Origin of the sequence: Gracilibacillus timonensis, from assembly GCF_900086715.1 — a bacterium.
GTDB classification, from domain to species: domain Bacteria; phylum Bacillota; class Bacilli; order Bacillales; family Amphibacillaceae; genus Gracilibacillus; species Gracilibacillus timonensis.
The window spans coordinates 17,147-36,050 of the sequence record NZ_FLKH01000010.1 but is presented as its reverse complement, the minus strand read 5'-3'; the positions used below and the strand labels follow the sequence as shown (position 1 = coordinate 36,050).

Annotated in this window: 21 protein-coding genes, 1 pseudogene and 1 riboswitch; of the genes and pseudogenes, 19 read left to right on the top strand and 3 right to left on the bottom strand. The window is 42.8% G+C overall.

Annotation, left to right across the window (positions count from 1 at the left end):
• Positions 1-236 precede the first annotated feature (236 nt).
• A riboswitch (FMN riboswitch) is annotated at positions 237-390 on the top strand.
• Positions 391-620: 230 nt separating this feature from the next.
• Genes ribD through ribH form a run of 4 tightly spaced genes read left to right on the top strand, consistent with a single transcriptional unit; the run spans position 621 to position 4,024 of the window.
• The gene (ribD, locus tag BN6556_RS04070; RefSeq protein WP_066187548.1) at positions 621-1,709 is read left to right on the top strand and encodes a bifunctional diaminohydroxyphosphoribosylaminopyrimidine deaminase/5-amino-6-(5-phosphoribosylamino)uracil reductase RibD; all 1,089 of its coding nucleotides are present in this window, start codon (positions 621-623) and stop codon (positions 1,707-1,709) included.
• Positions 1,709-2,335 carry a riboflavin synthase gene (ribE, locus tag BN6556_RS04065; protein WP_066187543.1) on the top strand — a complete coding sequence of 209 codons (627 nt, stop codon included), beginning with the start codon at positions 1,709-1,711 and terminating at the stop codon, positions 2,333-2,335. Before ribD ends, ribE begins: the two co-directional genes overlap by 1 nt.
• Before the next feature lie 11 nt (positions 2,336-2,346).
• The gene (locus tag BN6556_RS04060; protein WP_066187539.1) at positions 2,347-3,540 is read left to right on the top strand and encodes a bifunctional 3,4-dihydroxy-2-butanone-4-phosphate synthase/GTP cyclohydrolase II; all 1,194 of its coding nucleotides are present in this window, start codon (positions 2,347-2,349) and stop codon (positions 3,538-3,540) included.
• Between the two features lie 19 nt (positions 3,541-3,559).
• Positions 3,560-4,024, top strand: coding sequence for a 6,7-dimethyl-8-ribityllumazine synthase (ribH, locus tag BN6556_RS04055; RefSeq protein WP_066187537.1), 465 nt, complete (start codon positions 3,560-3,562; stop codon positions 4,022-4,024).
• 55 nt (positions 4,025-4,079) lie between these two features.
• Here the strand turns inward: ribH and BN6556_RS04050 are convergent, their stop codons facing one another.
• Positions 4,080-4,553 carry a glutathione peroxidase gene (locus BN6556_RS04050; protein WP_066187534.1) on the bottom strand — a complete coding sequence of 158 codons (474 nt, stop codon included), beginning with the start codon at positions 4,551-4,553 and terminating at the stop codon, positions 4,080-4,082.
• Positions 4,554-4,748: 195 nt separating this feature from the next.
• Between BN6556_RS04050 and trhO the strand changes: the two genes are divergently transcribed.
• Both trhO and BN6556_RS04040 read left to right on the top strand, forming a co-directional pair.
• A complete protein-coding gene (trhO, locus tag BN6556_RS04045) occupies positions 4,749-5,720 on the top strand; it encodes an oxygen-dependent tRNA uridine(34) hydroxylase TrhO (protein WP_066187531.1) in 972 nt (323 codons plus the stop codon).
• A gap of 36 nt (positions 5,721-5,756) precedes the next feature.
• Positions 5,757-6,125, top strand: a complete 369-nt coding sequence (locus tag BN6556_RS04040) for a hypothetical protein (RefSeq protein ID WP_066187529.1) — start codon at positions 5,757-5,759, stop codon at positions 6,123-6,125.
• A 56-nt stretch (positions 6,126-6,181) separates the two neighbouring features.
• Here BN6556_RS04040 and BN6556_RS04035 read toward each other — a convergent pair whose 3' ends face one another.
• Together BN6556_RS04035 and BN6556_RS04030 are read right to left on the bottom strand one after the other, a co-directional pair.
• Positions 6,182-7,063, bottom strand: a complete 882-nt coding sequence (locus tag BN6556_RS04035; RefSeq protein ID WP_066187525.1) for an NAD(P)-dependent oxidoreductase — start codon at positions 7,061-7,063, stop codon at positions 6,182-6,184.
• A gap of 238 nt (positions 7,064-7,301) precedes the next feature.
• Positions 7,302-8,525 (bottom strand): S1C family serine protease, encoded by a 1,224-nt coding sequence (locus BN6556_RS04030; protein WP_066187522.1) that lies wholly within the window; start codon positions 8,523-8,525, stop codon positions 7,302-7,304.
• A 219-nt stretch (positions 8,526-8,744) separates the two neighbouring features.
• On the opposite strand from BN6556_RS04030, the gene BN6556_RS04025 reads away from it, so the two are divergent.
• The 13 genes and pseudogenes from BN6556_RS04025 (at position 8,745) to BN6556_RS03970 (ending at position 18,819) form a co-directional block, all read left to right on the top strand.
• A complete protein-coding gene (locus tag BN6556_RS04025) occupies positions 8,745-9,434 on the top strand; it encodes a response regulator transcription factor (RefSeq protein ID WP_066187520.1) in 690 nt (229 codons plus the stop codon).
• A complete protein-coding gene (locus BN6556_RS04020; protein ID WP_066187518.1) occupies positions 9,431-10,789 on the top strand; it encodes a sensor histidine kinase in 1,359 nt (452 codons plus the stop codon). Before BN6556_RS04025 ends, BN6556_RS04020 begins: the two co-directional genes overlap by 4 nt.
• Positions 10,790-10,883: 94 nt before the next feature.
• The gene (gene typA, locus BN6556_RS04015) at positions 10,884-12,710 is read left to right on the top strand and encodes a translational GTPase TypA (RefSeq protein ID WP_066187515.1); all 1,827 of its coding nucleotides are present in this window, start codon (positions 10,884-10,886) and stop codon (positions 12,708-12,710) included.
• Positions 12,711-12,993: 283 nt separating this feature from the next.
• Entirely contained in the window at positions 12,994-13,263 is a 270-nt protein-coding gene (locus tag BN6556_RS04010; RefSeq protein ID WP_316245309.1) for a YkvA family protein, read from the top strand.
• A 148-nt stretch (positions 13,264-13,411) separates the two neighbouring features.
• Positions 13,412-14,566: a CapA family protein gene (locus tag BN6556_RS04005; RefSeq protein ID WP_066187509.1), complete on the top strand. Its 1,155-nt coding sequence runs from the start codon at positions 13,412-13,414 to the stop codon at positions 14,564-14,566.
• A gap of 2 nt (positions 14,567-14,568) precedes the next feature.
• A complete protein-coding gene (locus BN6556_RS04000; RefSeq protein ID WP_066187506.1) occupies positions 14,569-15,381 on the top strand; it encodes a DUF368 domain-containing protein in 813 nt (270 codons plus the stop codon).
• A gap of 73 nt (positions 15,382-15,454) precedes the next feature.
• Positions 15,455-15,775 (top strand): thioredoxin family protein, encoded by a 321-nt coding sequence (locus BN6556_RS03995; protein ID WP_066187501.1) that lies wholly within the window; start codon positions 15,455-15,457, stop codon positions 15,773-15,775.
• Positions 15,776-15,921: 146 nt separating this feature from the next.
• On the top strand, positions 15,922-16,116 hold the full coding sequence (locus BN6556_RS21860) for a hypothetical protein (RefSeq protein WP_148436662.1): 195 nt from the start codon (positions 15,922-15,924) through the stop codon (positions 16,114-16,116).
• Between the two features lie 133 nt (positions 16,117-16,249).
• Positions 16,250-16,945, top strand: a pseudogene (locus BN6556_RS03990) (ABC transporter ATP-binding protein).
• Positions 16,900-17,442: a hypothetical protein gene (locus tag BN6556_RS03985; protein WP_148436660.1), complete on the top strand. Its 543-nt coding sequence runs from the start codon at positions 16,900-16,902 to the stop codon at positions 17,440-17,442. Before BN6556_RS03990 ends, BN6556_RS03985 begins: the two are co-directional and overlap by 46 nt.
• 155 nt (positions 17,443-17,597) lie before the next feature.
• Positions 17,598-17,954: a hypothetical protein gene (locus BN6556_RS03980; protein WP_066187493.1), complete on the top strand. Its 357-nt coding sequence runs from the start codon at positions 17,598-17,600 to the stop codon at positions 17,952-17,954.
• A 1-nt stretch (position 17,955) separates the two neighbouring features.
• A complete protein-coding gene (locus tag BN6556_RS03975) occupies positions 17,956-18,144 on the top strand; it encodes a hypothetical protein (RefSeq protein ID WP_066187490.1) in 189 nt (62 codons plus the stop codon).
• Positions 18,145-18,348: 204 nt separating this feature from the next.
• Complete coding sequence (locus BN6556_RS03970; protein WP_066187487.1) at positions 18,349-18,819, top strand: MarR family winged helix-turn-helix transcriptional regulator; 471 nt, start codon at positions 18,349-18,351, stop codon at positions 18,817-18,819.
• Positions 18,820-18,904: the final 85 nt, after the last annotated feature.

The following is an 18,904-nucleotide window of genomic DNA, read 5'->3' as shown; positions in this document are numbered from 1 at the left end:
AAATTATTTCAACGCTTAAACATGGATCTAATCCCTTGCATTTAGATTTTTATACTGCTATTATAGAGGGGAACATAATAGTATATGTGGCAATCATATTGGCAGGGTTTTAGCTGATACATCAGGATATTGTCGAATGCGGATAATTTGTTCAAAAGCTTGCAAATCCTGATAGAATGCCACTTCAGAGTGTGTAAAGTAACAAGAGGAAATCAAAAAATTGAATACAAGCGATAAGATTCCTTTGGGGCAGGGTGTAATTCCCGACCGACGGTGATAAAGTGGAGAACCGCTTTTCAGTCCGTGACCCGGAACACTTGCAAGAGTGTGAAGGTGGATTTGGTGAAAATCCAAAGCCGACAGTGATAGTCTGGATGGGAAAAGGAATTGGCGGAATAGTGTTCTTTTCAGATAGGAAAGGTTTATTTCTGTTAGCCAACTATTAAGGTAATGGAAAAAATGAAGATGCCTATCAGAGGAAGAAGCTGTTTTCTTAATGATGGAAAAAATCCACCATGAGGGCCCACTATCCAGCCAACTTTTTTTACAATATCTGAATCTATAAAACCCCAGGTCGAATCGCCTGGGGTTTTTTGTGTATAAAAAAAGGAGAGCGACCTATGAAAACAAAACAGGAATGGATGAATCTGGCATTGAACCTGGCCGAGGCAACGATTGGCCAGACTAGCCCCAATCCATCAGTGGGGGCAGTGATGGTCAAAAACGGTGAATTGCTAGGCGTAGGCACACATCTGAAGGCAGGAGAAGCTCATGCCGAGGTGCACGCCATCGAACAAGCCGGTTCAAAGGCCAAAGGGGCAGAGCTGTATGTCACCTTAGAACCTTGCGCCCATTATGGTCAAACACCGCCCTGTGCAGAGCTGATTGTACATCATCAATTGAAAAAGGTCTATATCGCTTGCCTTGATCCTAACCCTAAAGTAGCGGGAAAAGGTGTGGAAATACTCGAACATGCCGGTGTGGAGGTTGAAGTGGGATTGCTGGAACAGCGTGCCTTAACGATCAACCAACATTTCTTCCATTACCAGCGTAAGCGTCGTCCTTTTGTTACCTTGAAGGCGGCAATGACATTGGATGGAAAAACAGCGACCAGCACAGGGGACAGCAAGTGGATTACCTCAGAGTTGGCTCGTATCGATGTGCATCGGCAACGCCATCGTCATGATGCGATTTTGGTTGGGCGCAACACTGTCATCGAGGATAATCCCAGCCTGACTACCCGTTTAGCCGGTGGTGGGAAAGATCCGATCCGGGTGATTCTGGATACCAATCTATCGCTGCAAGGGGATCTTGCTATCTTTGACGAGCAGGCAGATACGTGGTTGGTTTGCGGCAATCAAGCAGACAAGGAAGCTTTTTGCCAGCAACACCCTGATGTGAAAGTGATTCAGCTGTCAAGCGCTCGGATCGATATGACGGATCTGCTGGAAATATTAGCAGAAGAAGGTATTCAATCTCTCTATGTCGAAGGTGGAGCCACCGTCCATCGCAGTTTTTTGGAAGAGCAATTAGTCGACGAATGTCATTGGTACATTGCCCCGAAACTGCTAGGTGGCCAAGACGCACAAGCGGTAATCGGCGGAATATCGCCACAATGGATGCAAGAAGCAAGCGACTTTACCTTTTCCCAAATCGAACAGATCGGGCCTGATCTGAAAATTATCGCAACACCAAAGGAGGATGTCTGATGTTTACTGGCATTATTGAAGAAAAAGGGCGTCTGCAAGCCATCAAGCAGGATAATCAATCCCTGCAACTAGTCATGCAAGCTAGCAAGGTTACCACTGATTTGAAGGTGGGGGACAGTATCTCGGTTAATGGTGTCTGCCTAACGGTCACCGATTTTACGGCTACCAGTTTTCAAGTAGATGTGATTCCTGAAACCTTTCGTGGTTCCTCATTGGCGCAACTTTCTCGGCAGTCATCGGTTAATTTGGAAAGGGCGATGGCTGCAAATGGCCGCTTTGGTGGTCATTTTGTCTCGGGTCATGTCGATGCAACAGGGAAAATCACTCGGGTTTGGCAGGAGGATAACGCGAAATATTATCAAATAGCCGTGCCAGATTCCCGCTATATTTCTAATAAAGGCTCGGTGGCGGTCGATGGCACGTCATTGACGGTCTTTGGCGTGACGGATCACCATTTTACGATTTCGTTAATCCCTGAAACGCAGCAGGCGACCGTATTGGGAGAGAAAAAAATCGGAGATACCGTCAATGTCGAATTTGATATGCTGGCCAAATATATGGAGCGACTACTGCAGCAACCTGCCGAGGGATTAACGGAAGATAAGCTTGAGCAATATGGATTTTAGGAGGTGCATCAATGAAACATTCTGTAGAAACTGCCATTACGGCGTTACAACAAGGGAAAGTCATTATTGTGGTGGACGCACAGGATCGGGAAAATGAAGGAGATTTTGTTGCCTTAGCAGATCACACGACTCCCGAGGTTATCAATTTTATGGCGAGGGAAGGGCGCGGGTTAATCTGTGTGCCAATGGCTAAGCAATATGCCGATCATTTCCAGCTGAAACAGATGGTCAGCCATAACACCGATGACTATGGCACCAATTTCACCGTGAGTATTGATTATAAACAGACACATACCGGTATTAGCGCGCAGGAACGGGCCTTAACTGTACAAAAATTGGTCGATCCAACCGCTCAGGCGGCTGACTTTAACCGTCCGGGTCATATTTTTCCTTTGATCGCCAGAGAGGCAGGGGTATTGGAACGTACGGGGCACACGGAAGCGGCTGTTGATTTGGCGCGATTAGCTGGGGCCAGTCCAGTAAGTGTGATTTGTGAGGTAATGAAGGAAGACGGTACAATGGCTCGTCAACCAGATTTGGAAGAGATCGCCGAACAATATGATATGCCGCTGATCACGATTCAAGAGTTGATTCAATACCGCAAACGTTATGATCAACTGATTATCAAGGAGGCAGATATTCATTTGCCTACTGCCTTTGGCGATTTTCGCTTAGCGGCCTATACGGAGAAGTATACTGGTCAAGAACATGTCGCCTTATATACTGGAGAGATTATGGCAGAAGAGCCGACGCTTGTCCGCGTGCATTCGGAATGTCTAACCGGGGATGCCTTTAGCTCGGAGCGTTGTGACTGCGGCCCGCAATTGGTCAAGGCCTTGGAGGAGATCCAAGCCGCTGGAACCGGAGTCCTTGTTTATATGCGCCAGGAAGGCAGGGGGATCGGCTTGGTGAATAAAATGAAGGCTTATCACTTACAGGAGCAGGGTTTTGATACGGTGGAGGCTAATCATCAGTTGGGCTTTCCGGATGATTTAAGGGATTATGCCATCAGCGCACAGATATTGCGAGATTTAGGTGTGGGTAAGCTGCATTTACTAACCAATAATCCGCGTAAGCTTTCCAGTATCGAGTCCTATGGTTTGGAGTTAGTTGGGCGAAAAGCGATTGAAATGCCCCCTAATAAAAATAATCAAAAATATTTAGCTACTAAAGCAGAAAAATTGAACCATCTTTTGCAACTATAAATGAGTGGAGGAATGTAACATGGGAAGAATATTAGAAGGAAATCTAGTCGGAACAGATCTGAAGGTAGGCATTGTCGTGGGAAGGTTTAATGAATTTATTACTGGAAAATTGCTAAATGGTGCAGAGGATGCCTTGCGCCGGCATGGTGTGGCAGAAGTAGATGTCGATATTGCCTGGGTGCCGGGGGCTTTTGAGATTCCCTTGGCGGCGAAGAAGCTGGCGGATTCTGGCAAGTATGATGCGGTGATTACTTTGGGAACGGTCATTCGTGGTTCAACACCGCATTTTGATTATGTCAGCAATGAGGTATCCAAAGGGGTGGCCAGTGTCTCCATGGACGCCGGTCTTCCTGTTATCTTCGGTGTACTTACAACCGATACGATTGAACAGGCAATTGAGCGTGCCGGTACGAAGGCTGGTAATAAAGGAGCAGAAGCTGCCGTAGCGGCGATTGAAATGGCAAATCTGCTGCGTGAAATGTAACCAATCCCATACCTGATCGCAGACCACCTTTTGAGCAGGGTGGTCTGCTTCCTGTTTACAACAAGGTTTGAATATCCTTTTCCATATCCTTAGGTTCCGTTTTGGGCGCATATCGTTTGATGACCTGGCCCTCTTCATCGATTAAAAATTTGGTGAAATTCCATTTGACTTGATCAGAAATAATCCCAGGTGCTTCTTTGGTTAAATGCTGAAACAGTGGGTGTGCGTTTTTGCCACGTACGTCAACCTTGGCAAACATCGGAAAGCTGACACCATAATGTTGTCGGCAATATTCCTCGGCCTCTTGACTAGTCCCTGGTTCTTGATTCATAAATTGATTGCTGGGAAAACCTAGTACTTCTAAGCCTTGATCTTTATATTTTTTATATAATTCCTGCAAACCATCAAATTGAGGGGTGAAGCCGCATTTACTAGCCGTATTGACCACAATCATCGCTTTACTTTGATAATCGGCTAGCTTCTTTTCCTCTCCCTGGATAGTTGTAATAGGAATATCATAAATAGACATAAGATCGCCTCCTTGCTCCTAAGGATAGCACATGTTAGAATACGTTTTCAAAAAAATCGTGTCTGGACATAACGTAAGGGACTGGAAACCAGTATAAAAACATGATAAAATAATTCCTTGCAAGATTATAAAAGATTAACCAACCTAAAAAGATTTATATCTTGCAAATATGAATTGATAGGTGGTAAAAAACGAATGGAAAAGTATCAAGTATTATTGTATTACAAATTTGTAACGATGGAAGATCCGGAGACCTTTGCGCAAGAGCACTTACGTTTTTGTAAGGAGCTTGGTTTGAAAGGTCGTATCCTCGTTGCGGAAGAAGGAATTAATGGTACCGTGTCGGGAACGGTGGAGCAGACGAACCAGTACATGGAAGCGATGCACGCCGATCCGAAATTTGCCGATATGATGTTCAAGGTGGACGAAGCAGAACAGCATGCCTTTAAGAAAATGCATTGCCGACCACGTGCTGAATTGGTCAGCTTGCGTTTAGGTGAAGAATATGTTGACCCTCGCGATGATAATGCGGAATTGTTAGATCCACAAGCCTTCTATGAGGCGATGCAAGAGGAAGATACGGTGATTTTGGATACGCGTAATGATTATGAATATGAATTAGGTCATTTCCGTGGTGCGATTAATCCAGATATCGAGACGTTCCGTGATTTACCGGAATGGATTGAAGAGCACCGGAAAGAGCTAGAGGATAAAAAGGTATTGATGTATTGTACAGGCGGGATTCGCTGTGAGAAATTTTCGGGCTGGATGAAACAGAAAGGCTTTGATGATATCGGCCAACTGCATGGTGGTGTGGTCACTTACGGTAAAGATCCAGAGATACAAGGGGAACTTTGGGACGGTCAGCTTTATGTCTTTGACGAACGTATCTCCGTACCCGTTAATCGCAAGGAGCATAACGTTGTCGGGCGCGATTATTTTGACGGGAAGCCTTGTGAACGTTATGCCAACTGTGCCAATCCAGATTGCAATCGCCAAATCCTCTGCTCTGAGGAAAATGAGCATAAATATATGCGCGGCTGCACTCATGAGTGCCGTGTTCATCCGCGTAATTTATATGTGCAGGAACACAACTTGTCCGAGGAAGATATCCAAGCACGGCTAGATCGGATTACCAAAGAAGATGGTGTGACGCAAGAAGCTTAATAGGAAACAGCAAACACAAAGGAGAATGGTTCCTTTGTGTTTTTGTTAGAAATGCAATGGGATGATCAATTTTTTAATTCTGTCCGTAAGAAAACGTGTGAATCTCGCGGACTGAAGAAAGCAAATTCCGTTCTACAGTCCGTAAGAATGAATCTAACGGACAAAAACCGGCCAACCAGCAAAGTTTTGTCCGTAAGAATGGATCTAACGGACAGAAACCGACCGACCAGCAAAGTTTTGTCCGTAAGAATGGATCTAACGGACAGAAACCGACCGACCAGCAAAGTTTTGTCCGTAAGAATGGATCTAATGGACAAAAACTGGCCAATCAGCAAAGTTTTGTCCGTAAGAATGAATCTAACGGACAAAAACTGGCCGACCCGCAAAGTTTTGTCCGTAAGATAAAGTCGATTCCACGGTTCCCACCACAACCGTCATTCGTAACGGTAAGCCTTGTTTCATTATTCTGTTTCTTCCCAGTTCCTTGTATACCACTTGATCAAGGCCTGTGTACCGCGATCTTCCATGCCTCTTGCCGCCAACTCTTCATAAAGCTCTAAGGAAAGCGCAAGACCAGGAGTATCCAAACCTAATTTTTTCGCATTTTGCAGGGCGATTTTCATATCCTTAATAAAATGTTTGATATAAAAGCCGGGATCTGTATCGTTTTTGATCATACGGGGTCCCAGATTAGAGAGGGACCAGCTTCCGGCCGCACCGGTGGCAATACTCTTCAAGACACGTACCGGATCAAGACCAGCTTGTTTGGCATACATAATTGCCTCGGCTACTCCGATCATATTAGAGGCAATTGCTACTTGATTGGCCAACTTAGTATGCTGTCCGGCTCCGGGTGGTCCTTGTAAGACGATATTTTCTCCCATTAATTCTAAAATAGGTAGTACTTCCGCATAATCTTCCTGTGTTCCGCCAACCATAATCGTAAGTTCGGCATTTTGAGCACCAATGTCTCCACCGGATACGGGAGCGTCTAAGCTATGCAATCCTTTTTCTGTTGCTTCTTGATAAATTTTTTCCGCTAAGCCGGGATCAGAAGTGGTCATATCGATGAGAAAAGACCCAGGATGGGCGTGGGCCATGATGCCATCGTTCCCGAAATAGATCTCTTCTACGTCGGTTGGATAACCAACCATTGTGATTACGATATCTGCTTTTTCTGCTACCTCAGCAACAGTTTGTTCCCAAATAGCACCTGATTGCAAGAGGTTAGCTGCCTTATCCTTGGTGCGTGTGTATACGTGGACGGTGTGTCCAGCATCCATAAGCTGTTCTGCCATACTTTTTCCCATGACGCCCGTCCCGATAAAACCTATTTTCTGCATAGAGAGTCATCCCTTCTTTGTTATTTATTTCGGTGTAAATGGCCCGTAACTCTAAGCCTTAAAGCGTATACAAGTGAGGCGAAAAAAGAGTTAACAAATGCCAATGCCCGGTTCCTCTTCCTTTATTAATAATGTATCAGATTAGGAGAGGAAATAAAAAGAAAACAAGCTTGTTCATTGCGAGCTTGTTTTCTTTTTTTGCTGCGGAGTGCCTTATTTCCAATAAAGCCATCTTGCTTTATTGAGCGTTTTGTTGTTCTGCCAACTCTAAAGTGGTAGTTTGCAAGTTTCCATCACGATAGAAAGTAATGTCCACTTCTTCACCTACACTAGTTTCACTATAGAGATATTTTTTCAGTTCTAACATCGATTCAATGTCTTTATCATTAATTTTGGTAATGACGTCATATCGTTGAAGCCCGGCTTGTTCTGCTGGTGCATTTGGTTCAATTTGGGCGATGACGACCCCATTTTCTACACTTTCATCTAAATTCAATGTTTCTTGTAAATTGCGCTCAGGAACGGTAGATAAGTCAACAGCACTTAGACCTAGGAACGGACGTTGTACTTGTTCACCTTGTTCTAGTTGGTCAATAATCGGTTTGGCATCGTCAATCGGAATCGCGAAACCAATTCCTTCTACTTGGGATTGGGCAATTTTCATCGAATTAATACCAATTAATTTGCCGTCTGTGTTGATCAGCGCACCACCACTATTACCAGGGTTAATTGCCGCATCGGTTTGAATAACGCTGGTTGTCCAGTCTGGCTGGCCATCTTGGTTAAGGTCGATATCCACTGAACGATCTAATCCGCTGATAATCCCTTGTGTAACGGAACCAGCAAATTCTTGACCTAATGGATTACCGATCGCAATGGCTGTTTCGCCCACTGTAATGTCTTCGGAAGATCCCATTTCGGCTACCGTGGAGATCTGGTCACTTGCAATACGTAACACGGCTAAGTCAGATAATTGATCAGAGCCAAGCACGTCTGCCTGTACATGTTCTCCATTGGTTAAGGTGACTTCTACTTCTTGGGCTCCTTCTACCACGTGGTTGTTGGTCACCACATAAGCATATTCACCATCTTTTTTATAAACGACACCTGATCCAGTGCCGGCCGCGTCGGCTTCTTCCCATAGGTTGGACTGCTGAATGTTGGAAATGCCTACAACGGCGTCAGAAACTTGACTGACCGCGTTACTTACTACATTGGCACTTGCTTCATTGTTTAAGGTAGTCGTTGTTGCGGCGGCGCCATCTTCCTGCGCTCCTTCCGTTTCCTCTGTAGGTGTCTGTTCTTCTCCAGCTGTCGCCTCACTATTGTCATCCTGAATGATATTTAGAAATATTCCACCGGTGAATAAGGCGGCTATGACACCCCCAGCGACCCCGCTCAATAACATGGGTAATGTGTTTTTTTCTTTTTTGGGTTGAGGGTTTGTTTGATTTTGTTCCATTTATTTCACAACCTTTCGTCGATTTGTTGTTTGATTTCTTACTATAATCATACCCTTTTTTTGAGGTACAAACATGTGATAATTGTAGAAAATATGTGTAAATGTAACTATTTATGCATCCGTGCTTAATTTTTTTTCGGAAATATGCGAAAATATGTGTAAGATAAGATAGATACCTATGTGTGAAACCCGCGAGTCAAATCAGGGAGGTTTAATGGGATGAATCAAATGATATATATAGTAGAAGATGATCGGAATATTCGAGATATAGTGAAGGCCTATTTAGTTAAAGAGGGTTATCATGTTCATTTATTACAAGATGCAGAAGAGGCTTGGGAGAAAGCGCAAGATGGTCAGCCAGATATGTGGATCCTCGATATTATGCTGCCAGGTATGGATGGGTATGAATTATGTAAGAAGATCCGTCAGGTAAGCGAGGTGCCAATTATTATTATCTCGGCGAAAGATGAGGAAGTGGATAAAATTCTAGGTTTGGAGTTGGGCAGTGACGATTATTTGACCAAGCCATTCAGCCCGAGGGAGCTAGTTGCACGCATTAAACGATTATTCAAACGAACAGAAGCGCGACCGCTCTCCGATAATCCCGATGAGCAGATGCTTCGGCTCGGAGGGTTAGAGATTGATAAAGCCGGTCGTTTGGTTCATTGGCATGGAGATGAAGTTGATGTGACGTCAAAGGAATTCGATATGCTCGTTATTCTAACGCAGCATCCCAATCGGGCCTTTTCCCGGGAAGAGCTCTTATTAAGGGTTTGGGGTGATGATTATTTTGGTAGTGATCGTGCCGTAGATGATTTAATCAAACGCTTGCGAAAGAAGCTGGAACATTTTCCGATCGAAACGGTCTGGGGATATGGTTATCGGTTAGAATATGAGGATGAACGATGAAGCTGCAATATCAATTAACCATTGCTTTTACCACCCTATTAGTTGTGATCATGACAGTGGCAGGGATTACCATTTACTCGCAAATGCTGCAAATGCTGATTAAGGACGAACAGCGTCAATTAGCGGATAAAGGAGAACTGGTTGTCGATTTTATCATGTCACAGGATTTAAATGATACCACGAATGAACAGCGATTATTACAGCTGCTGGGCGAATATAATTTAGAGGTTTTTGCCTATGATCAGGATAGTGATCAGATTATTTTTTCTTCAATTGGCAATATGAATATTTTGGAAAGCTGGCTAGAGCAGTACGACCTAAACAGCAGATCACAGCCTTTGTGGCAAGGGCAGGAGGATCGTTATGTGGTATCAATTATTCCTTTCCTCTCTCCTGTATCTACCCAGCAGCTGGTGCTCTTGACACCGCTCGATGATTTGCAGGGGGTACAGAAGAGCCTGATTAATCGTCTAGTCGTCATCTTCTTAATTGGGATTGCGGTAACGGTTTTGCTTAGTCATTATTTAACCACCAAGCTGGTTACACCATTGACGCAATTACGCCATCAAATGAAGAAAATTGAGAAGCGGCAGTTTGATGATATGGAAACGATCAAGGCAACGGGAGAAATCAAAGAGGTAGAGGAAAGTGTGCGAGAAATGGCGGACGAATTAAACAGCTTTATTCAGTCACAGCGCCACTTTTTCCAAAATGCCAGTCATGAGCTGAAGACACCGCTGATGACGATTCAAGGTTATGCGGAGGGGATTCGTGACGGTATATTTGAAGGCGAGGAAAAGGATCGAGGCTTAAATGTCATGGTAGTGGAGATTAATCGCTTAAAGAAAATCATTAATGAGATTATTTTGTTGGCCAAGCTGGATAGTGAGGCCGATATTTACCATGCGGAACCGATAGATGTCTCTGACTTCATGGAGAAGGTGATGGAGAGGGCATTACCTATTGCCAATGAGCGAGGGATTGATATCACACTGGAACATAGTGAAGGCGTGCAACTGTATGCCGATGAAGAAAAACTACTTCAGGCCGTGATGAACCTGGTGGCCAATGCGATCAGACATGCAGAAACAAAGGTTGAAGTGATGGCTGTTATGGAAGAGGATAAGTTAAAAATGAAGGTGCAAGATGATGGCCCGGGTATTGAAGAAGAAATTATTAAGAAAATCTTCCACCGATTTATCAAAGGCGATAGTGGAGAAACGGGATTAGGCTTAGCGATTGCCAGGGCGATTGTCGAACAATCAAATGGAACGATCAAGGCGGCTAATCGACCAGAAGGCGGGGCGCAATTCACCATTTCTTTTGCGAAATTCGAAAAAAATCCTAAAAAATGATACAAATTCTCTTAATTGTGGTATACTAGGTTAGTTGTGGAACATATTGAATGATAAAACACGGTACGTTTTTTAATAATAAGGAGAGAAAAAAATGACGCAATTAAGAGAAAATCTTCGTAATATTGCAATTATTGCCCATGTTGACCATGGCAAAACGACATTAGTGGATCAGTTACTCCGCTATTCTGGTACTTTCCATGAACATGAGCAGGTAGCAGAACGTGCTATGGACTCTAACGATATCGAAAAGGAACGCGGGATTACGATTTTGGCGAAGAACACAGCGATTAACTATCAAGATACGCGTATTAATATCTTGGATACACCTGGACATGCCGATTTTGGTGGTGAGGTAGAACGGATCATGAAGATGGTAGATGGTGTATTGCTAGTGGTGGACGCTTATGAAGGCTGTATGCCACAAACCCGTTTTGTGTTGAAAAAGGCATTAGAGCAAAAATTGCAACCTGTCGTTGTCTTGAACAAAATTGATCGTCCGAATGCCCGCCCTGACGAGGTAATTGATGAGGTGCTGGACCTGTTTATCGAGCTTGGCGCCGATGATGAGCAATTGGAATTCCCGGTTGTTTATGCTTCCGCATTAAATGGAACGTCCAGCTATCCTGATGAAGAACAACAGGAAACCATGGAACCGATCTTTGAAACGATTTTGGAGAAGATTCCAGCGCCAATCGATAATGCAGAGGAACCATTGCAGTTTCAGATAACGATGTTGGATTACAATGACTATTTAGGTCGTATCGGAGTTGGACGTGTATTCAGAGGTTCAATCAAGGTAGGACAACAGGTATCCCTAATGAAAACCGATGGCTCGATCAAAAACTTCCGTGTAACCAAGCTATTTGGTTTTATTGGCCTGAAGCGAATTGAAATCAAGGAAGCAACGGCCGGTGACATCATTGCGGTTACAGGTATGGAGGATATCAACGTAGGAGAGACGGTTTGCCCGACGGAACATCAGGAAGCATTACCGATCTTACGAATTGATGAGCCGACCTTGCAAATGACTTTTGTCGTTAACAATAGTCCATTTGCCGGAAGAGAAGGCAAGTATATCACTTCTCGCCAAATCGAGGAGCGGTTGTTGTCTCAATTAGAAACCGATGTAAGTTTACGGGTGGATCCAACTGATTCTCCTGATGCATGGGTTGTTTCCGGACGCGGGGAGTTACACCTGTCTATTTTAGTAGAAAATATGCGCCGGGAAGGCTATGAGCTTCAGTTATCAAAGCCAGAGGTTATTATTAAAGAAATCGATGGTGTCAAATGTGAACCGGTGGAACGAGTGCAGATTGATGTGCCAGAGGATTACACTGGACCAGTAATGGAGTCTTTAGGTTCTCGTAAGGGTGAAATGCTTGATATGGCTAATCATGGTACAGGACAAGTCAGGATGGAATTTAAAGTACCATCTCGTGGGTTGATTGGTTATGCAACAGAATTTATGACGCAAACACGTGGTTATGGTATTATGAACCATACCTTTGAAGAGTATGCCCCATTTGTGAAAGGTCAGGTTGGTGGTCGTCGTGAGGGTGTCTTGGTTTCCTTAGAGAATGGGAAGGCTTCTACCTATGGTATTATGAACTTGGAGGACCGTGGGATAATCTTTGTCGAGCCGACCACAGAGGTATATGCTGGCATGATCGTTGGCGAGCATAATCGTGAGAACGACTTAACGGTTAATATCACGAAGGAGAAACATTTAACCAACGTGCGTTCTGCAACAAAGGATCAGACCGCAACGATTCGAAAGACACGTACTTTGTCCTTAGAAGAAGCGATTCAGTATTTGGATGATGACGAATATTGCGAAGTAACCCCTGATTCGATCCGTTTACGCAAGAAAATCTTAAACAAAAATGAACGAGAAAAAGCAGCCAAAAAAAAGGCCTAAGGTGATAAAGCGAGACTTATTTAGGATGAATAGAGTCCGATGTTTCTCAGCTTCTATTCGTATGAATACTTTTTACAGCAGGGGAGCTTACGGACGCTTACCGCTGTGATAAATGAATCCTCAGTTAGCAACCATGCAGCTGAGGATTTCCTCATGAAAGAGGCTATGTATGGAAGTTAGCTGATCAAACAAGTATGATGAAACCATGAAAAGTAAGGAGGGGATCGTTCTATAACGATGACCCGCTAACATAAGCTAGAAGTGAGGTGGAAGGATGCGGTTCATGCGGCGAATGAAATTCCTTTTTCGATTTCACCAATCGATCCCATTTTTTAAAGAATTTTTTCTTTCGAAAGAAGTAAATCGTCTGGCAAAAATCATCTCGACCCTTTTTATTGCAGTTTATCTTGTTTTCCCTTTTGATATCATCCCAGATTATCTGCTCGTATTAGGTTTGTTTGATGATGTTTTTATTGCTACACTTATTTTGCAACAGATGGTAAAGATGGCACCTGACAGCCTAAAAGAAAAATATGACTTAGGGGTAAAATGACCTTCATTTAGTGAGGATTTCACTGAATGTTAGTTGAGGCGATTGGATGGTTACAGTCAGCTAAACGGTGAAAAATTTAGTGAAAAAGTGAGAAATCCATGCCAAACCATGTTAGAATGTAAGAAATCTGCAGCAAGGAGTTTATAAGATGAGAAAGTTTTGTTTTTTCAGTCTGTTTGTTTTCCTGCTGCTGACAGCCTGTGCAGAAAATGATGGACAAGAAGCAGGTCAGCAGTCTGACTATCATTCTTCCGTAGAAGAAAAAGCTTCAGAATGGTTGACACCAAGTATTACGGTGGCAGCGGTTGGGGATGTTTTGATTCATGACAGGGTCTATGACGGCGCCTGGAACGGAGAGCGCTATGATTTTCAACCAATGTTGGAAGAGGTGAAACCTTTTTTATCCGAACCGTCGATTACGATGGCTAATCAAGAAACCATCATGGGTGGTGAGGAGTTAGGTTTATCCGGTTACCCACAGTTTAACAGTCCGTATGAGATTGGTGCCGATTTACAAGACGCCGGCGTGGATATGGTGACCATGGCTAATAATCATACCTTGGATGCTGGTGAAGAGGCGATACAGAACGCAATCAGCCAGTATGAACAAATTGGAATGCCTTATACAGGTGCCTTTAAGAGTGAGGCGGATCAGGATAATATTAGGGTGTTAGATACTGAGCAAGGTATTTCGATCGCCTTTCTCAGCTATACATATGGAACCAATGGGATCCCTGTTCCAACAGGGAAGGATTATTTAGTTAATTTTCTTGATCGCGAGCAAATGGCAGATGAAGTAGAAAGGGCAGAGGATTTGGCGGATATCACGATCGTCAGTATTCATGCTGGACAAGAGGAGCAGCGTACGCCGAATCAAGAGCAGCGAGATTGGGCTCAGTATGCAGCGGATCTTGGCGTTGAGGTTGTGATCGGTCATCATCCCCATGTGCTGCAGCCAGTTGAGTGGCTGGAGGGTAAAGATGGACAACCAACCTTGGCGGCCTATTCATTAGGTAATTTTCTATCTGGCCAATATCAGTTCTATAATCGGATTGGAGGGGTTCTGCAATTTGATGTCGTCAAAGAGGATAACCAGACAAGGATAGAGGCTCCCCGATTTTTATCAACGTTTGTGGAATTTGAGGAAGACGGGGATATATTAAGAGATCTGCGTGTTGTTCCGCTGGAGGCAGTGGCAGTGGAGCAAATGGAAGAAGATCCAGAACAAACGTTGACGGATATCGAGGCACATATGTCGCAATACATGCCGTCGTTAGAATTTATTCGTAAAGGAGCAGAATAAGGATGGAATGGCGTAATATTTTTCGTGGGTTATTGATGGGGGCAAGTGATGTCATCCCAGGGGTGAGTGGTGGAACGATTGCCGTTGTATTAGGTATCTATGAACGCTTAATTGCAGCGATTAATGGGATATTCAGCAGAGATTATAAGAAGCATCTTTCCTTTTTAATACCATTGGGGATCGGGATGGTGCTGGCCGCTTTTGCATTAGCCAATCTGATTGAATGGCTGTTTGAACACTACCCACAGCAGACACAATTCGCCTTTTTAGGGTTAATTATTGGGGTATTGCCGTTTCTATTTCATAAATCACAGGCAAACAAAACATTTAAGTTGCAACATGTTGTGTTGTTATTAATTGGTGCAGGACTTGTCAGCCTGATGTTGTTTTTTCGCACGAGTGAGGGAGATGCTGTCACTGATTTGACGATGTCCACTTATTTATGGCTGTTCGGATCCGGTTTTCTAGCCAGTACGGCCATGATTTTACCAGGTATTAGCGGATCTTTTCTGCTGCTGATTATGGGTTCTTTCAGTACGATTATGACTGCTGTATCTGATCTGGATTTACCAATTATATTGGTGACGGGGACTGGCATTTTGCTCGGATTGATTTTTATGAGTAAGATTATTAATTACTTTCTGAACAACTTTCCTATTATGACCTATGCCTTTGTGATTGGAATGGTGATTGGCTCAATCTTCGTTATTTTTCCGGGGTGGACCTCCAGCATGCTTGGGAACGTGATGTGTGGCGTGATGTTTTTCGTGGGGCTATTGGCTGCATTTTTGTTAGGAAAGATAGAGTACCGTTAAATCAGAAAAGTTGCACTTCGAGTAGAAACATGCTAGTTTTTGATTATGATAGATGATAAAAGGAGATTGACATATGGAATCCATACAAACAGTAGATCAATTTAATGAAGTTATTGCTTCCGATAAACCAGTAATTATTAAATTTTTTGCCGATTGGTGTCCGGATTGTAAGCGTATGGACATGTTTATTGGTGATATTTTAGAGCAGTATAATCAGTATGAATGGTACCAGGTAAATAGCGATGAAGTGGCAGGATTAGCAGAAAAATACGAAGTTATGGGGATTCCGAGCTTGCTCATTTTCCAAAATGGTGAGAAGATTGCCCATCGCCACAGTGCTTATACCAAGACACCTGATGATGTGCTGACCTTTTTACAAGAGGAATTAGCCTAAGTCAACCATGAGCTTTTATCGGTTTTGGCCGGTAGAAGCTCTTTTTTATGAGGCTGGGAGTGGAGGTTGCGAGCAAGTCTTATGGACAAAAAATCATTGAATCGTGAAATTTTGTCTGTAAGAATGAATCTCGCGGACAAAAAACGATGAACTGGCAAAGTTTTGTCCGTAAGAACGAATCTAACGGACAAAAAACGGTCAACTGGCAAAGTTTTGTCCGTAAGAATGAATCTAACGGACAAAAGCCGGCCAACCCGCAAAGTTTTGTCCGTAAGAATGGATCTAACGGACAAAAACCGGCCAACCCGCAAAGTTTTGTCCGTAACAATCTTGCGGACTGAAAAGAGCAAATTCCATTCCACAGTCCATAAGAGTAAAGAACTACCCACCACTCCTGAGCCCGCAAAAATGAATCTTAAGGAAACCTTTTGTGTTGTGATTTCGTAAATAAAAACAAATCAAACGAGAAAGGAGTTGACGCTTTTGCTAGATGTCAAAGGGCTGCAAGTAGCCATTCAACATCAACCGATCTTGACAGATATTACATTTACCCTGCCCCAAGGATCGATAACGGCATTGATCGGGCATAATGGTGCTGGTAAGTCAACGATTATGAAGACAATTAAGGGGTGGCAGGAAAAGAAAAAAGGTCAAATTCACTTAAATCACATGGATTAAGATCAGCACTTTATCCCATTTAAAAGACAATTAGCATACATACCTGAAGAACCTTTTTTACTGCCAGAACTAACCACAATGCAGCATGTTCAACTCTATGGGCAAAGCTATCAGATGGATGAGGATACATTCGAAAATCGGGTGCGAATGTTAACCGAAACCTTTGAGATCAACGACAAATTAAACGAGTACCCAGAAGCCTTATCAAAAGGGATGCGTCAAAAAATCCAGACGATCTGCGCGCTTTTACCAGATGTTTCCTTGTTGTTGATCGATGAGCCGTTTATGGGGTTGGACATTTATGCAACCAATGATTTATTAAAGCTATTACAAGAAAAAGCGGCAAAAGGAACCAGCATTTTGTTAACCTCCTACCAATTAGCATTGGTAAAGGACCTCGCTGATCGCTATATGATGCTTACACATGGAAAAATAGAAGAAGAAGAATGGATAGCCGGTTTCCAGTTATTTCCAAAGATAACGACGGAATGAAAGAAACAAGACAAATATTACAGTTTTTACGGAAACATCGTATGCAGAAAAAGAAATTGCTGTATAAAAAAGCAGCAGGTGTTGCCTTTGATTGGGTGATCATGATCTATTTAGCGATTTTTGTTGGCATTGGTCTATGGGCTGCTTATGACGTTGTGCAAGAATCTATCCCGATACTAGCAACCTACCAAGCCGTTATCCATGATGTGCTACATCTGATGTTAATGGCATGGATCGTTTTAATGATAACCTTCTCTTTTGTTGCACCAGTGTTGCCTATAACCAGTGTAGAGTGGAAATTGACTGGATTGCCTTTCACGGTGAATAATATTTGGCTACACCTTTTTTGGAGAAGGATTGGTTTAAGAGTATTTCTTTTTTCTCTTGTAGCTATTGGGATCGCATCATTTGCACGGACTCCTCATTGGATTTGGTATGGTAAATTGTTAGCTATTCTGGTACTGACGGTCTTGCCACAGTGGTATTTTTTTAACTAGGTGTATGGAAGAAATTATTGCTTGCTATCGGTGGAGTGACTGCTATGGCTGGGACGAGAATGCTATGGTTTTTTTACGAAATGGATATTACCTGGGGATGGATAACCATACTGGCCTTCGCCAATCTGTGGATATGACTGCAGAAGTTAACCCATGTGAACTGGAAAACGGTAATCGAAAAAAATGAGGATAAGGTGTGGAATATGTTCTTTGTGCAAAAGATGAGTGGACAGGTGCAAAGAAAACCTCATATGCTAAAAGGACTGATGAATTCCAAAAATTCGAGATTACTCTTTGATTATCAAGATCAATGCAAGGTATTACGCAAATTTTGGCGAAAAGCTTTTGAGCAAGAACTGAGTCATCTGGTTTCATTTATTCTGTGTTTATTCATTATTATTACTACTATCATCTTTTTACCACCAATGATGCAAGGAATGGTGGCGATGATTGTCATCTTATTATTTGTGAAGATGACATCCAGTTTCTTCCCTATTTCTTCTTCAGGATAAATTGCTGCAAAGTATTCCGTGGAATATCCCAGCATTATTACGATCTTGTTGGCAGATGATGATAGGTCCTGCTCTGGTCGTTGTCTTGTTATTAATTGGTGCCGTTGTGATCAGTAATCCATGGAGTATGTGGATCGTTGGCCAAGGTTTCTACTTTCTGATCGCAATGTTATATCTGCTGTTTGATTAGTTGCAAATCAAAGTATATTTACTAAATAACAAATGGTATCAGCCAGCTTTTATAGATGTCATGATCAGGCATTCATGTGGCTGTTGTTTTTATTTATCCTATGATGATAGGGTTAAGTCTTATCATAATAGGGTATTAGAAGTTAAGAATCAAAAAGTCACATCTTATATAAATAATGATGAGCTATCAAGGAAGGTGAAAGGTATGGACCAGGAGAAAAAAGAATATTTGATAAAAAAACAAGATCCTTCACTGAAATTGTTTGTGGTATTATCCAAGGCATATCGGGCTGTGTCTGATCAAGTCGCGAAGGATATAAGAGGTTATGAATTGAACACCACCGATTTTGGCGTATTGGAATTATTGTATCATCAAGGAGAACAAACATTACAGAAGATCGGTGATAAAATATTGTTGGCTAGTGGAAGTATTACTTATGTGGTGGATAAATTGGAAACAAAAGGATTAGTGCGAAGAATCCCTTGTCCTAATGATCGGCGGATTACGTATGCGTCGATCACCAGTACTGGCGAACAGCTATTAAATGATATTTTCCCACAGCATTGGGAACAGATTGAGGCGATTACAGCTGGTTTAACAGAGAAAGAAAAAATACAGGCCATCGAATTATTAAAGAAGTTGGGCATGTACGCAGATCGTTTGACGCATAAATAAGTCGTTATAGAAGCAAGCTCTGGGCTAAAAACGATTTTACTATCTGTTCATTGAAACATCTCATCTAAATAAGTTTTGCTTTTAT

Excerpts from the sequence above, each read along its gene's own strand:
- ribD (WP_066187548.1), top strand. The coding sequence starts at position 621 with ATGAAAACAAAACAGGAATGGATGAATCTGGCATTGAACCTGGCCGAG.
- ribE (WP_066187543.1), top strand. The coding sequence starts at position 1,709 with ATGTTTACTGGCATTATTGAAGAAAAAGGGCGTCTGCAAGCCATCAAG.
- BN6556_RS04060 (WP_066187539.1), top strand. The coding sequence starts at position 2,347 with ATGAAACATTCTGTAGAAACTGCCATTACGGCGTTACAACAAGGGAAA.
- ribH (WP_066187537.1), top strand. The coding sequence starts at position 3,560 with ATGGGAAGAATATTAGAAGGAAATCTAGTCGGAACAGATCTGAAGGTA.
- BN6556_RS04050 (WP_066187534.1), bottom strand. The coding sequence starts at position 4,553 with ATGTCTATTTATGATATTCCTATTACAACTATCCAGGGAGAGGAAAAG.
- trhO (WP_066187531.1), top strand. The coding sequence starts at position 4,749 with ATGGAAAAGTATCAAGTATTATTGTATTACAAATTTGTAACGATGGAA.
- BN6556_RS04035 (WP_066187525.1), bottom strand. The coding sequence starts at position 7,063 with ATGCAGAAAATAGGTTTTATCGGGACGGGCGTCATGGGAAAAAGTATG.
- BN6556_RS04030 (WP_066187522.1), bottom strand. The coding sequence starts at position 8,525 with ATGGAACAAAATCAAACAAACCCTCAACCCAAAAAAGAAAAAAACACA.
- BN6556_RS04025 (WP_066187520.1), top strand. The coding sequence starts at position 8,745 with ATGAATCAAATGATATATATAGTAGAAGATGATCGGAATATTCGAGAT.
- BN6556_RS04020 (WP_066187518.1), top strand. The coding sequence starts at position 9,431 with ATGAAGCTGCAATATCAATTAACCATTGCTTTTACCACCCTATTAGTT.
- typA (WP_066187515.1), top strand. The coding sequence starts at position 10,884 with ATGACGCAATTAAGAGAAAATCTTCGTAATATTGCAATTATTGCCCAT.
- BN6556_RS04010 (WP_316245309.1), top strand. The coding sequence starts at position 12,994 with ATGCGGCGAATGAAATTCCTTTTTCGATTTCACCAATCGATCCCATTT.
- BN6556_RS04005 (WP_066187509.1), top strand. The coding sequence starts at position 13,412 with ATGAGAAAGTTTTGTTTTTTCAGTCTGTTTGTTTTCCTGCTGCTGACA.
- BN6556_RS04000 (WP_066187506.1), top strand. The coding sequence starts at position 14,569 with ATGGAATGGCGTAATATTTTTCGTGGGTTATTGATGGGGGCAAGTGAT.
- BN6556_RS03995 (WP_066187501.1), top strand. The coding sequence starts at position 15,455 with ATGGAATCCATACAAACAGTAGATCAATTTAATGAAGTTATTGCTTCC.
- BN6556_RS21860 (WP_148436662.1), top strand. The coding sequence starts at position 15,922 with ATGAACTGGCAAAGTTTTGTCCGTAAGAACGAATCTAACGGACAAAAA.
- BN6556_RS03985 (WP_148436660.1), top strand. The coding sequence starts at position 16,900 with ATGGATAGCCGGTTTCCAGTTATTTCCAAAGATAACGACGGAATGAAA.
- BN6556_RS03970 (WP_066187487.1), top strand. The coding sequence starts at position 18,349 with ATGGACCAGGAGAAAAAAGAATATTTGATAAAAAAACAAGATCCTTCA.